The organism is Salinarimonas ramus, assembly GCF_014645695.1.
Classification (GTDB): Bacteria; Pseudomonadota; Alphaproteobacteria; order Rhizobiales; family Beijerinckiaceae; genus Salinarimonas; species Salinarimonas ramus.
The window spans coordinates 224,537-237,840 of record NZ_BMMF01000009.1; the positions used below are offsets into that span (position 1 = coordinate 224,537).

Annotated in this window: 11 protein-coding genes; 4 read left to right on the plus strand and 7 right to left on the minus strand. The window is 71.2% G+C overall.

Going from position 1 to position 13,304, the window contains the following annotated elements:
* Positions 1-98 precede the first annotated feature (98 nt).
* Positions 99-2,597, minus strand: coding sequence for a ligase-associated DNA damage response DEXH box helicase (locus tag IEX89_RS16090; RefSeq protein WP_188914298.1), 2,499 nt, complete (start codon positions 2,595-2,597; stop codon positions 99-101).
* 154 nt (positions 2,598-2,751) lie between these two features.
* Here IEX89_RS16090 and IEX89_RS16095 point away from each other — a divergent pair, with 154 nt between their 5' ends.
* The gene (locus IEX89_RS16095; RefSeq protein WP_188914256.1) at positions 2,752-4,968 is read left to right on the plus strand and encodes a transglycosylase domain-containing protein; all 2,217 of its coding nucleotides are present in this window, start codon (positions 2,752-2,754) and stop codon (positions 4,966-4,968) included.
* Here the strand turns inward: IEX89_RS16095 and IEX89_RS16100 are convergent.
* The 6 genes from IEX89_RS16100 to IEX89_RS16125 all read right to left on the minus strand — a co-directional run bounded on the left by IEX89_RS16100 (position 4,962) and on the right by IEX89_RS16125 (position 10,669).
* A complete protein-coding gene (locus tag IEX89_RS16100; RefSeq protein ID WP_188914257.1) occupies positions 4,962-6,194 on the minus strand; it encodes a multidrug effflux MFS transporter in 1,233 nt (410 codons plus the stop codon). The genes IEX89_RS16095 and IEX89_RS16100 overlap by 7 nt on opposite strands.
* Before the next feature lie 58 nt (positions 6,195-6,252).
* A complete protein-coding gene (locus tag IEX89_RS16105) occupies positions 6,253-6,819 on the minus strand; it encodes a VapC50 family PIN domain-containing toxin (protein WP_188914258.1) in 567 nt (188 codons plus the stop codon).
* Positions 6,809-7,258: a hypothetical protein gene (locus IEX89_RS16110; protein WP_188914259.1), complete on the minus strand. Its 450-nt coding sequence runs from the start codon at positions 7,256-7,258 to the stop codon at positions 6,809-6,811. The genes IEX89_RS16105 and IEX89_RS16110 overlap by 11 nt, the downstream gene beginning before the upstream one ends.
* A 150-nt stretch (positions 7,259-7,408) precedes the next feature.
* The gene (locus IEX89_RS16115) at positions 7,409-8,128 is read right to left on the minus strand and encodes a transglycosylase SLT domain-containing protein (RefSeq protein ID WP_188914260.1); all 720 of its coding nucleotides are present in this window, start codon (positions 8,126-8,128) and stop codon (positions 7,409-7,411) included.
* Between the two features lie 90 nt (positions 8,129-8,218).
* Positions 8,219-9,550: a L,D-transpeptidase family protein gene (locus IEX89_RS16120; protein ID WP_188914261.1), complete on the minus strand. Its 1,332-nt coding sequence runs from the start codon at positions 9,548-9,550 to the stop codon at positions 8,219-8,221.
* A gap of 156 nt (positions 9,551-9,706) precedes the next feature.
* Positions 9,707-10,669, minus strand: coding sequence for an acetyl-CoA carboxylase carboxyltransferase subunit alpha (locus IEX89_RS16125; protein WP_188914262.1), 963 nt, complete (start codon positions 10,667-10,669; stop codon positions 9,707-9,709).
* A 221-nt stretch (positions 10,670-10,890) separates the two neighbouring features.
* On the opposite strand from IEX89_RS16125, the gene ahcY reads away from it, so the two are divergent.
* From ahcY to IEX89_RS16140, 3 genes are all read left to right on the plus strand, one after another.
* Entirely contained in the window at positions 10,891-12,291 is a 1,401-nt protein-coding gene (ahcY, locus tag IEX89_RS16130; protein ID WP_188914263.1) for an adenosylhomocysteinase, read from the plus strand.
* A 197-nt stretch (positions 12,292-12,488) separates the two neighbouring features.
* Entirely contained in the window at positions 12,489-13,040 is a 552-nt protein-coding gene (locus tag IEX89_RS16135; protein WP_188914264.1) for a DUF2975 domain-containing protein, read from the plus strand.
* On the plus strand, positions 13,040-13,285 hold the full coding sequence (locus IEX89_RS16140; RefSeq protein WP_188914265.1) for a helix-turn-helix domain-containing protein: 246 nt from the start codon (positions 13,040-13,042) through the stop codon (positions 13,283-13,285). Before IEX89_RS16135 ends, IEX89_RS16140 begins: the two co-directional genes overlap by 1 nt.
* Positions 13,286-13,304 lie beyond the last annotated feature (19 nt).

A 13,304-nucleotide genomic window follows, 5' to 3' on the forward strand; every position in this document is an offset into this window, starting at 1 on the left:
CGCGACCCGTGAATGCGATCAGCCTTCTTCCCGTCTCCTTCCCTCTAGGGGAAGGAGCAGGGTCGCGCATGTGGCCGACCGCCACTCACCCCATCGCCTCACCCCATCGCCTCCTGGAGCAGCATCGCCTCCGCTTCCGCCAGGATCTCGTCTGCGCCTTCGCCGTAGACCGTCTCGCGGCCGATCTCGAGCATCACCGAGATCGCGAGCGGCGAGACGCGGGGGAGCGGCTGGTGGACGATGCGGCCGTCGATGCGGGAGAGGAGGTCGGCGAGACGCTTCAGGTCGAGGAGCCCGGTCGCCGCGTCGGCCCGGGCAGCGCGCAGGAGGACGTGGTCGGGCTCGTGGCGGCGCAGGACGTCGTAGACGAGGTCGGTGGAGACCGTCACCTGACGCTGCGTCTTCTTCTGGCCGGGGAAGTTGCGCTCGATCAGGCCCGCGATGACGGCGCAATAGCGGAAGGTGCGCTTCATCAGCGCCGATTCCTCGAGCCATTCCTCCAGATCGTCGCCGAGCATGTCCTGAGCGAGGAGATCGGCGAGGAAACCCGGGTTGCGCTGCTCCTCGAGCGAGAGATCCCGCAGGCCCCAGACGCATAGGCCGTAATCGTTGCACACGAAGCCCAGCGGCTTGAGCCGCGCGCGCTCGAGCCGCCGCGTGATCAGCATGCCCAGCGTCTGGTGCGCGAGGCGGCCCTCGAACGGGTAGGCGACGAGATAGTGCCGCCCCGCCCGCGGGAAGGTCTCCACGAGGAGCCCCTCGCGCGCGGGCAGCAGCGAGCGCTCGGCCTGCGCCTCCAAGAGCTCGACGAGCTGGGCGGGCAGGCGCTCCCACGTCTCGGCATCGGCGAGGAAGCCGCGCACGCGCTCGGCGAGGAAGGTCGAGAGCGGGAACTTGCCCCCGGCATAGGAGGGGATCTTCGCGTCCGTCCCCGCGCTCGCCCGCGAGACCAGGGCGGCGTCCTCGGTGAGACCGTGGAAGGTGAGCACCTCCCCGGCGAAGAGGAAGGTGTCGCCCGGCGTCAGCGTCTCGGCGAAATATTCCTCGATCTCGCCCAGCACCCGCCCGCCCCGCGACATCGGCCGCCCGGAGGTGGCGGGCCGCCCGAGACGCACCTTCACCATCGTCGCCTCGACGATGGTGCCGACGTTCATGCGGTATTGCTGCGCCACGAAGCGGTCGCGCACGCGCCAGAGGCCGTCGGCGCCCTCGACGATCTTGGCGAACCGCTCGTAGGCCGTGAGCGCATAGCCGCCGGTGGCGACGAAGCTCATCGCCTTGTCGAAGGTCTCGCGGTCGAGCCCGCGATAGGGCGCCGCGCCGCGGATCTCGGCATAGAGGTCGTCGGCCCGGAACGGCTCGGCGCAGGCCATGCCGAGGATGTGCTGGGCGAGCACGTCGAGCGCCCCGGGATGCGGGTCGGGCGTGTCCTGCGCCGCCTCCTCGACGGCGTCGAGGGCGGCGCGGCATTCCAGGATCTCGAAGCGGTTGGCCGGCACGAGATAGGCGCGCGAGGGCTCGTCGAGCCTGTGGTTCGCGCGCCCGATGCGCTGGATGATGCGGCTCGCGCCCTTGGGCGCGCCGACGTTGATCACGAGATCGACGTTGCCCCAGTCGATGCCGAGATCGAGGGTGGAGGTGCACACCACCGCCTTCAGCTTGCCCGCCGCCATGGCGGCCTCGACCCTGCGGCGCTGCTCGACCTCGAGCGAGCCGTGATGGAGCGCGATGGGCAGCGCATCCTCGTTGAGGCGCCACAGCGCCTGGAAGACGTATTCCGCCTGCATGCGCGTGTTGACGAAGACGAGCGAGGTGCCGTGCTCGCGGATCAGCCGGTAGATCTCCGGCATCGCCGCCGCCGCCGTGTGGCCGGCGGCCGGCAGGCGCGGGCCTTCCAGCATGCGGATGTCCGGGCGCGCGCCGCCGCTCGTCGTCACGATCTCGGCCGGGCGCGCCGGATCCGCCGTGAGATAGCGCGCCAGCACCTCGGGATCGCGCACCGTCGCCGAGAGGCCGACCGCCGAGGCCTGCGGGGCGAGCGCGAAGAGGCGCGCGAGGCCCAGCGACAGGAGATCCCCGCGCTTCGAGGGCGCGAGCGCGTGCAGCTCGTCGAGCACGATGCGGCGCAGGCCCGAGAACAGGTCGCGCGCCTGCGGGTGAGCGAGCAGGAGCGCGAGCTGCTCGGGGGTGGTCAGCAGGATGTCGGGCGGGCGCTCGATCTGGCGCGCGCGCTTGTGGGAGGGCGTGTCGCCGGTGCGCGTCTCGATGGCGAGGCCGAGCCCCATCTCGGTGGCGGGCGCTTCCACGTTGCGCGCCACGTCGACGGCGAGCGCCTTGAGCGGCGAGACGTAGAGCGTGTGGAGCGAGCGCCGGTTCGCCCGCGCGTGCCGGGCGCTCGACAGCTCCACGAGGGAGGGCAGGAAGCCGGCGAGCGTCTTGCCCGCGCCGGTGGGCGCGACGAGCAGCGCCGAGCGCCCCGCTTCCGCCAGCTCGAGCAGCGCGAGCTGATGCGCGCGCGGGCTCCAGCCCCGGGAGGCGAACCAGGCGGCGAAGCGATCGGGAAGAGGCGAGGCGAGCGCGTCCACGGGCGGTGATATGGGGTCGCGCAACGCTCGCGACCAGCCGCCCGCCGCCGGGGCGCGCGACGGCACCGAGGCCGGTAACGTTCATGTCCCGTTAAACCGCCACATTCTATCCCATGGGTGAGGTCCGCGGATCAGGGGCGATAGGCCCGCGAGAATCGAGGGCGCCATGGACGATTTCGACCGAGAACGGCGAGGGCGGCGGGAGCCGACCTTCGACATGCCGGGGCCGGACGAGCTCGACCTGCGCCTCTCCCCGCGCGACCGCGCCGGAGGAGGCAGCGAGATGGCCCGAAAGCCGGCCCGCGGGCGATCCAAGGGGCCGAGCAAGGCCGCCGCCAAGGGGCCCGCTCCGCAGAAGCGCGGCGCGGGCCCCGCGCCGCAGCGCCGCGGCGCGCCGCCGTCGCGCGGGCGATCGTCCTCGCGCTCGGGCGGCAACGGCCGCGGACGCGGCCGGCGGCGGCGTTCGCTGCTGGGGCATCTCGTCTATTCCACCCTCGTGCTCGGCATCTGGGCGATGATCGCGGTGGCGGGCGTGGTCGCCTACCACGCGACGCAATTGCCGCCGATCGACCAGCTCGAGGTCCCCAAGCGCCCGCCCAACATCGCGATCCTCGCCGCCGACGGCGCGCTCCTGGCCAATCGCGGCGAGACCGGCGGCTCGAACGTGCCCTTCGAGGAGCTGCCCGAATATCTGCCGGACGCCTTCGTCGCCATCGAGGATCGGCGCTTCTGGTCGCATTGGGGCGTCGATCCGCAGGGCATCGCCCGCGCCATCGTGACCAACCTGCGCGGCGACAGCGGGCTGCACGGCGGCTCGACGTTGACCCAGCAGCTCGCCAAGAACCTGTTCCTCACCCAGGAACGCACGGTCTCGCGCAAGATCCAGGAGGCGATCCTCGCCTTCTGGCTGGAGCGCAACTATTCCAAGGCCGAGATCCTCGAGCTGTACATGAACCGCGTCTATTTCGGCGCCGGCGCCTACGGCGTCGAGGCGGCGGCGCGGCGCTATTTCGACAAGTCGGCGCGGGACGTGACGCTCTCGGAGGCGGCGATGCTCGCGGGCCTCGTCCAGCAGCCCTCGCGCCTCGCCCCCACCCGCAACCCGTCGGGCGCGCAGGCCCGCGCCGAGATCGTGCTGCGCGCCATGCGCGAGGAGGGGCTCATCGACGAGACGCGCCTCGTCACCGCGCTCTCCCGGCCGGCCCGGGCCGTTCGCCCCGAGGGCAGCGGCACGGCGAACTACGCCGCCGACTACGTGATGGACGTGCTCGACGATTTCGTCGGCACGGTGGAGGGCGACATCGTGGTGATGACCACGATCGATCCCGACGTCCAGTCCGCCGCCGAGGCCGCGCTGACGCAGACGCTGGCGGCCGAGGGCGAGCGCTACGGGGTCGCCCAGGGCGCCGTCGTCACCATGCGGCCCGACGGCGCCATCGTCGCCCTGGTCGGCGGCAAGGACTACCGCGCCAGCCAGTTCAACCGCGCGACCCAGGCGCGCCGCCAGCCGGGCTCCTCCTTCAAGCCCTTCGTCTACCTCGCCGCCCTGGAGGCGGGGCTGACCCCCGACACGGTGCGCGAGGACCGGCCGGTGACGATCGGCAATTGGTCGCCGGAGAACTATTCGCGCGATTTCCGTGGGCCCGTGCGGCTGCGCGAGGCGCTGGCGCTCTCGCTCAACACCATCGCGGCGCAGCTCGCCGCCGAGGTCGGGCCGCGGGAGGTCGTGCGCGTCGCCCAGAGGCTCGGCATCGCCTCGCCGCTGGACCCCAACGCCTCGATCGCGCTCGGCACGTCCGAGGTGACGCCGCTCGAGCTCACCGGCGCCTTCGCCGCCTTCGCCAATGGCGGCGAGGGGGTGATCCCCTACGTCATCTCGGAGATCCACTCCGCAGACGGCCCGGTGCTCTATCGCCGCGGCGATCTCTCGCTCGGTCGCGTCATCGAGCCCGAGCACGTGGCGATGATGAACGCCATGATGCACGAGACCTTCACCATGGGCACCGCCCGCAGCGCGGACCTTCCCGGCTGGGCGGGCGCCGGCAAGACGGGCACGAGCCAGGAATTCCGTGACGCGTGGTTCGTCGGCTATACGGGCGCGCTCGTCACCGGCGTGTGGGTCGGCAACGACGACGGCACGCCGACGCGCCGGGCGTCGGGCGGCAACCTGCCCGTGGCGATCTGGAGCCGCACCATGAGCGCGGCGCTCGCCGGCCAGGCGCCGGTGGCGCTGCCGGGCGGCGGCGTCTGGCAGGGCCCGACCGAGCTCTGGAACGCGCCCGTCGCCGGCGACCTGCCGCCGGCGCCCGTCGCCAACGAGAACTCGGACTGGCAGCGCCCCACCGAGCCGGGCTTCATCGAGCGGATCTTCGGGATCTACTGAGCGCGCGCCCCGCGCGAGGCGGCGAAGACCGCGAGCGCCCCCGCGCCGAGCGCCGCGATCGTGCCCGGCAGCGCCAGCGGCGTCGCCGCGAGCGCGGCACCGAGCCCGATGCCGACGATCGCCGCGACCGACATCTGGCAGATGCCCATGAGCGAGGAGGCCGCGCCCGCGCGCTCGGGAAAGGGCTGCATGGCCGCGGCCATGGACTGGGGCATGGTGAGCCCCACGCCGACCGCGTAGAGCGCCATGGGCAGCGTCACCTCGAGCGAGGACCTCGTGCCGAGAAGGACGAGGGCGAGCATGAGCACCCCGCCCGCCGCCTGCGCCGCGACGCCCAGCACGATTGTCCCGTCGAGCCCGCGCCCGGGCACCACCTTCTGCGCCAGGATCGTGCCGGCGATGTAGCCGACGACCATGAGCGCGAAGGAGAAGGCGAAGACGAGCTCGGAGAGGGCGTATTCCCCCTGCAGCACGAAGCTCGACCCGGAGATGAAGGCGAAGAGGCCGGAATAGGTCAGCGTGTTGAGCGCGACGTAGACCCGGTACGAGCGGTGCCGCAGGAGATCGCGGAAGCCGCGCAGGATCGAGAGGAGCGAGAGCGGCGTGGGATCGCGCCGCGTCAGCGTCTCCGGTAGGAGCAGAACCACGATGGCGGTGAGCGCCACGGCGCCGAGGAGGCTCGCCCCGAAGATCGCCCGCCAGCCGAGGGCCGCGAAGACGAGCCCGCCGAGGATCGGCGCCACCGCGGGCACGAGCCCCATGATCGAGCCCATGCGCGAGAGCTCGCGCCCCGCCCGCGGCCCGTCGTAGAGATCGCGCACGATGGCGCGCGCGAGCACGATCGGTCCCGATGCGCCGAGCGCCTGCGCGAAGCGGGCGGCGGAGAGCGCCTCGATGGTGGGTGCCAGCGCGCAGGCCAGCGTCGCCAGCAGAAAGAGCGCGAGGCCCGCGTGCAGCAGCGGCTTGCGCCCGAGCCGGTCCGAGAGCGGGCCGTAGAGGAACTGCCCGCAGGCGAAGCCCACGAGGAAGGCCGACAGCGTCGCCTGCGTCTGCGACGTCGTCGCCTCCAGCGCCTGCGCGATCGCCGGCAGCGCCGGCAGGTACATGTCGGTGGAGAGCGGGCCGAGCGAGGTGAGCATGGCCAGCGTCGCCGTCATGCCCAGCGTGTCGGCGCGCAGGAGAGTAAAGCGAGAGGGTGCCGGATCGGGAGTGGGTGCGGGACGCATGCCTCCGCTCTAGCGCGTCCGGGAGCGCGTGTCTCCTCGCGCGGGTGCGGGCTCGCGGTCAGGGCTGATGCGCACGCAGGCGGTCGGCGAAGCCAATGAGACCGGCTGCGTCCAGTATGTCCATATAGGTGGCGGGCGACGGACGGGAGCGGGAGAGCGCACGTCGAGCGGCATCGGCGACAGCGACCGTCAGCGCGGGTCGGCTCGCGTAGCAGCGAAGGAGCAGGGCGTCCGGATCGAGCGCCTCCAGGCCGTAGGGAGCGAGGTTCTCCGTCGTGAAATGCCGATCCCGGGTGACGATGGCGCCGGCCCCGCCCGCGAGCGCCGTGGCGATCACGTGCCGATCGTCCGGATCGACGAAGCGGATGTCGGCCACGAGCTCATCGTAGCCCGTGACCTTGGCGCCAGGAACAGCGCGGTTCATGGCGTCGCGACGGGCCTCGATGCTTCGCCGCTCGGACGGGCTCGTCTTGGCGATCGCGTGCTCTATCCACTCCTGCTCGATCCGTTCGCTCCAACGCGCGCGGACCAGCCGTGCTTGTGCGATGAAGACCAGGATGTGCGCGGTTTGGAAGGGGAAGAGGACGTTCGCGTCGTAGACGACGACAGGAACGTCAGCCGCCATCGCCGCGCGTCGCCTCGTCCGTCAGGATGCCCAGCTCCACGAGCGCGCGTCGCTCCATCGCCTCCGTGTCGCGGAACGCGAGGACGTCGGACAGCCGCAGGACGTACGAGCCGTCGACGAGCCGATGAGGTATGTCGCCGATCTCCAAGCGGTGGAGGAGCATTGCCGGCGGCGTCTGCACGAGCCGGGCTGCCTCCTCGACGCCGATCTCGCTGTCGTCGTCGAGGACCGTCGCCTGCCCAGTGGCGGCGAGGAGATCGAGAACGTCGCGCAGAATCGCCGTCGTCGCCGGGGGGACCGCGACGCTGTCCGCCTCGCCGCCGGGGACGGTGAGATGAACGCCTCGCATCGCGCTGTCGCGCAAGGCGAGGCGCAGCGCCTCGACCGCAGGCCGTTCATCGTCCGGGATGCGATGGTGCAGGGCGATCTCCTCCGACATCCGACACCGACCTCCCCAAGATATCCGCTCCGCGTACGCGATCCAACCGCGAACAGCAGGGACTCGCGTCCGCGCCACGACGGCTGCGCTCGCGACACGATTGCACGCATACGATCAGCAGAGAGTGCAATAAAGCAAAATGGACGACGCTCACCGCGCAATCGACAGCGCCGAATCCGGCAGGCGGCTCTCGATGGCGCGCATGCGCTCCTGGTGGCGGCGCCAGAGGGCGCTGTCGACGCCGCGCGCGCCGCCGCCGCGGCGGGCGACGGCCACCGCCTGGGGCACCTCGGCGTCGCCCAGCGGCGAGCCGATGGATTTCAGGTGCGCGATCGCCCGCACGCAATAGGCGACGGAGCGCGCGCTCATCCGCGTCTCGCCGTGGCCGGCGCGGTACTTCATCAGGGTCTCGCACAGATCGCCGTCGGCGAGGCGCCAGGCCTCGGCGAGGTAGCGGACGCCGTAGCGCACGTTGACGGAGGGCGCGCGCAGGGCCTGGGTCGTGCCGTCGAAGCCGAGCATGGCGGCCGTGCCGGGGCGCACCTGCATGAGGCCGACCTCGTCGAGGGCGCCGAGCGCGGCGGGGTCCCAGGAGCTCTCCACCGTGACCACCGCCTCGGCGAGGGCGGCGGGGATGGCGTTGCGCTCGGCTTCCATCGTCACGAGGGCGAGGTGCGCGTCGCGTCCCTTCACGGCGAGGAGATCGTCGAGGGTCGCCTCGATCACGTCCGCCGTGGTGGGCGGCGGGGCCGGCGGCGGCGGGTCGGGCAGGTCGAGCGCCGCGGCGGGGCTCGCCGAGAGCGAAGCCGCGAGGAGGGATGCCGCGAGCGCGAGGCGCGCGGGAGCGGCGAAGCGGCGCGAGACGCGCATGGAGAGACCTCCCGAGGTCGTGGCGACCCCGAGAGGGTGGGTGCGATGCGCGTTCGGATCAAGCCCCGATCGCAGACGGGAGCCGGCGCCTCAGTCGAGCGTGGCGTAACCCGCGGACGGCCAGAGCGGCTGGGCGCCGTTCATGACGGCGGCGCCCCGCTGCGGCGGCTGCGGGGCCGTGGGATCGGTCTGCACCTCGCGCCCGCCGAGCGGCAGCGTCGAGAACAGGCCGCCCAGCATGCGCGCATAGAAGGGCTCCTGCGCCTGCGCGGGGACACCGGGCGCGGCGGGGACGCCGGTGGCTGCGGGCACCGCCGGAGCGACGCTCGCGGTCGCCGTGGGCGCCGGCGCGATCGCGGCGGGCGTGGCCGGCGCCGTCGTGGCGGCGATGGCGGTCGCCGTCGCGCTCTCGAGGGGGCGTCCGCTCGAATCGACCGGCACGAGCCGCGGCCCGGCGGCGAGCGCCTCGGGGCGGCTGACGATGCCGAGGCGGTCGGTGTTGCGGTTGCGACCGGTGTCGAGCGCGGCGAAGGCGGTGGCGCTCGAGGCGTCGATCTGGCGGGCGTTGGCGAGGCCGAAGGAGGGATGGCCGCCGCCGTCCTCGTAGACGACGCGCACGGCCGGCGTCCCGGCCTCGATGAGCTGGGCGATGGCGATCTCGTCCTGCTGCGCACGCGCGCGCACCATGGCGGTGACGGTCGGGTCGATCGGCGAGCAGTTCTGCGTGCCGAAGGAATAGCGGCCGCCGCAGACCTCCACCGGCGGCTCGCGGCGCGTCACCTCGAAATAGTCCCAGCCTTCCTTCAGGTTGCGCCAGAAGGGATTGTGCTGGTCGTACCGCGCCTGCGCCAGATTCTCCGGCGTCATGCGGAAGGGGTAGGACTGGAACTGAAAGGCGCGCTGGCCGCCCTCGAAAGCCTCGCGGGCGAGCGCGTAGACCTCCTGGATCGCCTCGTCCGTCATGGCGAAGCAGCCGCGCGAGGTGCACGAGCCGTGCACCATCAGATGCGAGCCGGTGCGGCCGTGGGTGCGGTCGAAGGCGTTGGGGAAGCCCGTGTTGAAGGAGAGATAGAAGCTCGAGTTCGGGTTCATCAGCCCCGGCGAGACGGCGTAGAAGCCCTCCGGCGCCTGGCGATCACCCTCGCGCATCTTCGGGCCGAGCTGGCCCGACCAGCGGCAGATCGGATAGGTCTTGAGATGCGTGTACTGGCCGTTCTCGGCCATCTTCCACACCTCGAGCTCGGATTCCATCTTGAAGACGCGCACCAGGATCGGATCGTCCTGGTCCACGCCCTTCGTCGACATGAGCGCGAGGGTCTGCGGGGGGATCGGCTGGAGATGCCGGTTCGAGCTGACGGTGCGTTCCTGGCAGGCGGTCAAGGCCAGAGCCAGCGCGGCCACGAGAACGGCTCTTCTCGGCATGGGGTCCCCACTCTTCCGGCGCCGCCACGGGCGCATGTTGCCGGCGACGCTCGCGGCGCCGCACGTCCCCCTACTCGTAGGATCGTTAGCCTTACGCGAGCCTTACCGCAAGACCACCCCGTGCGGGCGAAGAGTTCACTTATGGTGAACGCTTCGTTACGAGACCTTCAGCTTGCGGCCGATGGCGAGGAACTTGTCGGCGCGCGCCCCGCGCACCTCGTCGGGGGAGAGCGGCGCGAGCTCGGCCAGCGCCGCCGCGATGGCGTTGCCGGTCGCCGCCATGACGGCGTCGGGATCGCGGTGGGCGCCGCCCACCGGCTCGCCGACGATCGCATCGATGACGCCGAGCTTGAGCAGGTCCTGCGCGGTGATCTTCATCGCGGTGGCGGCGTCCTGCGCGCGCCCGGCGTCGCGCCACAGGATCGAGGCGGCGCCCTCCGGCGAGATGACCGAATAGATGGCGTGCTCCAGCATCAGCACGCGGCTCGCGGTGGCGAGCGCGATGGCACCGCCCGAGCCGCCCTCGCCGATGACGACGGCCACGTTGGCGACGCCGAGCGCGAGGCAGGCCTCGGTGGAGCGCGCGATGGCCTCGGCCTGGCCGCGCTCCTCGGCGTCGATGCCGGGATAGGCGCCGGCGGTGTCCACGAAGGCGATCACGGGCAGGCGGAAGCGGTCCGCGAGCTCCATGATGCGCACCGCCTTGCGATAGCCCTCCGGGCGCGCCATGCCGAAATTATGCCGGATGCGCGAGCGCGTGTCCGAGCCCTTCTCCTGGCCGATGACGCAGACGGGCTCGCCGCGGAAGCGGCCGAAGCCGCCGACGATGGCCTCGTCCTCGGCGAACTTGCGATCGCCGGCGATGGGCGTGAACTCGGTGACGAGGCCGCGCAGGTAGTCGGAGAAGTGCGGCCGCTGCGGATGGCGCGCCACCAGCGTCTTCTGCCAGGGCGTCAGCCCGGCATAGAGCCCCTTGAGGGCCTCGGCGGCCTTGGCCTCGAGCCGGCCGATGTCGTCGGATATGGCGACGGCGTCGCGCTCCGCGCCGAGCGCGCGCAGTTCCTCGAGCTTGGCTTCGAGCTCGGCGACGGGCTTTTCGAAATCGAGGTAGGTGCGCATCGAACCGCGGTGATGTGACGGGCGGGACACCGGGCCGGGAGGCCCCCCCGCGAGGCGCGCGGACACTGCTCGCAACGTCCGGGGAAGTCAAGGACGCGCCCGTTGACGCGCCCGTTCCACCGCTGAACGAAGGACATAAAGACATGTTTATATGTTGATTGCCATCTGCGCCGGGGTCTGCTATGGCTCTCCGAAACCACGCATCGACAAGGACACGCACCATGGCGCAGGACTACATCGTCAAGGACATCTCGCTCGCCGATTGGGGCCGCAAGGAGATCTCCATCGCCGAGACCGAGATGCCGGGCCTCATGGCCACGCGCGAGGAGTACGGGCCCTCGCAGCCGCTCAAGGGCGCGCGCATCGCCGGCTCGCTGCACATGACCATCCAGACCGCGGTGCTCATCGAGACGCTCAAGGCGCTGGGCGCCGACCTGCGCTGGGTGTCGTGCAACATCTACTCCACGCAGGACCACGCCGCCGCGGCCATCGCCGCCGCCGGCATCCCGGTCTTCGCCTGGAAGGGCGAGAGCCTCAAGGATTACTGGGACTACACCGCCAAGCTGTTCGAGTGGCACGGCGGCGGCATGCCCAACATGATCCTCGACGACGGCGGCGACGCCACGATGCTCGTCCATCTCGGCAAGCGCGCCGAGGACGGCGACACGGCCTTCCTCTCCAAGCCCGGCTCGGAGGAGGAGGAGATCCTCTTCGCGCTGATCCAGCGCCTGCTCGGCGAGAAGCCGAAGGGCTGGTTCAACGAGCTCGCCGCCTCCATCAAGGGCGTCTCCGAGGAGACGACGACGGGCGTGCACCGGCTCTACATCATGGCGAAGGAGGGCAAGCTGCTCTTCCCGGCCATCAACGTGAACGACTCGGTCACGAAGTCGAAGTTCGACAACCTGTACGGCTGCCGTGAATCGCTCGTCGACGGCATCCGCCGCGGCACCGACGTGATGATGGCCGGCAAGGTCGCCATGGTCGCGGGCTACGGCGACGTCGGCAAGGGCTCGGCCGCCTCGCTGCGCCAGGCCGGCTGCCGCGTCATGGTCTCGGAGGTCGATCCGATCTGCGCGCTCCAGGCCGCCATGGAGGGCTACGAGGTCGTGACGATGGAGGACGCCGCTCCGCGGGCCGACATCTTCGTCACCGCCACGGGCAACAAGGACGTGATCACGGCCGACCACATGCGGGCCATGAAGGATCGCGCCATCGTCTGCAATATCGGGCACTTCGACAACGAGATCCAGGTCCAGGCGCTGCGGAACTACAAGTGGAGCAACATCAAGCCGCAGGTGGACGAGATCGAGTTCCCCGACGGCAAGCGCATCATCCTCCTCTCGGAGGGCCGCCTCGTGAACCTCGGCAACGCCATGGGTCACCCCTCCTTCGTCATGTCCGCCTCGTTCACCAACCAGACGCTCGCCCAGATCGAGCTGTGGCAGAACACGGGCAAGTACGAGAACCAAGTCTACGTCCTGCCCAAGCACCTCGACGAGAAGGTGGCCATGCTCCACCTCGAGAAGGTCGGCGCCAAGCTCTCGAAGCTGCGCCCCGACCAGGCGGAGTACATCGGCGTCAAGGATGCCGGCCCGTTCAAGCCGGACCATTACCGCTACTGAGCGCGCGACGCGTTCCCAGCGAGACGAGGAGCCCCGGTCGACCACGGCCGGGGCTTTCTCGTGGACGGTCCGATGCGGATCGGCCTCGTACAGAAATTCATCTAAAACATGAATTTCAGCTTGCGTCGCGATAAGAGGCGGCTTACATCGAGGTCGTGATCAACCGCGCCTGCGAGGCGCCGACCAGGATCGATCTCATGCCGACCGACGTCCCCGCCCGCGCCCGGCGCATCGCCAAGGTCTCCGCCACGATGGCGGTGCTCACCCTCGTCGTGGCCGTGCTCCAGGTCGTCGCCTACGGCGCGATCTTCCTCGATCCGGACGGGCTCGCGGAGCTCGCCTCCCGCCAGGTCCTCCCGCCGGGCGCCACCTTCACGCTGACGCCGGCCTCGATCGCCGCCGGCTTCGTCACCGGCGCGATCCCCGTCGCGCTCTCGCTCTACGGCCTGTGGCACGCCCACGCGCTGTTTCGCGGCTGGCGCGACGGGCCGATCTTCACCCAGGTCGCCGGACGGCGGCTCGTGCGCATGGGCGCGGCGCTGGCGCTGATGCCGATCGCCGCCATGCTGTCGAGCGGGCTCACCTCCCTCGTCCTCACCCTCGGCAACCCGCCCGGCCAACGCACGGTGCAGATCGCGGTGAGCGACGACCCCATCGTCATGGCGGTGGCCGGCGGGCTCCTGATCGTCGTCGGCTGGGTGATGGCCGAGGCCGCGCGCCTCGCCGAGGAGAACGAGGCGTTCGTCTGATGCCCATCGTCGTCAACCTCGACGTCATGCTCGCCAAGCGCAAGATGCGCTCGAAGGAGCTCGCGGCCGTCATCGGCATCTCCGAGCAGAACCTCTCGCTGCTCAAATCCGGCAAGGTGCGCGGCGTGCGCTTCGAGACGCTCGACAAGATCTGCCGCGCGCTTTCCTGCCAGCCGGGCGACCTGCTCGAATGGCGGGAGGGGCCGAGCGAGAGCGAGGACGCGGCCGCCACGGGCGAGGCCTGACGTCAGCCGGCCGTCGCGC

Excerpts from the sequence above, each read along its gene's own strand:
- IEX89_RS16135 (WP_188914264.1), top strand. The coding sequence starts at position 12,489 with ATGCCGACCGACGTCCCCGCCCGCGCCCGGCGCATCGCCAAGGTCTCC.
- IEX89_RS16095 (WP_188914256.1), top strand. The coding sequence starts at position 2,752 with ATGGACGATTTCGACCGAGAACGGCGAGGGCGGCGGGAGCCGACCTTC.
- ahcY (WP_188914263.1), top strand. The coding sequence starts at position 10,891 with ATGGCGCAGGACTACATCGTCAAGGACATCTCGCTCGCCGATTGGGGC.
- IEX89_RS16110 (WP_188914259.1), bottom strand. The coding sequence starts at position 7,258 with ATGTCGGAGGAGATCGCCCTGCACCATCGCATCCCGGACGATGAACGG.
- IEX89_RS16140 (WP_188914265.1), top strand. The coding sequence starts at position 13,040 with ATGCCCATCGTCGTCAACCTCGACGTCATGCTCGCCAAGCGCAAGATG.
- IEX89_RS16115 (WP_188914260.1), bottom strand. The coding sequence starts at position 8,128 with ATGCGCGTCTCGCGCCGCTTCGCCGCTCCCGCGCGCCTCGCGCTCGCG.
- IEX89_RS16125 (WP_188914262.1), bottom strand. The coding sequence starts at position 10,669 with ATGCGCACCTACCTCGATTTCGAAAAGCCCGTCGCCGAGCTCGAAGCC.
- IEX89_RS16100 (WP_188914257.1), bottom strand. The coding sequence starts at position 6,194 with ATGCGTCCCGCACCCACTCCCGATCCGGCACCCTCTCGCTTTACTCTC.
- IEX89_RS16105 (WP_188914258.1), bottom strand. The coding sequence starts at position 6,819 with ATGGCGGCTGACGTTCCTGTCGTCGTCTACGACGCGAACGTCCTCTTC.
- IEX89_RS16120 (WP_188914261.1), bottom strand. The coding sequence starts at position 9,550 with ATGCCGAGAAGAGCCGTTCTCGTGGCCGCGCTGGCTCTGGCCTTGACC.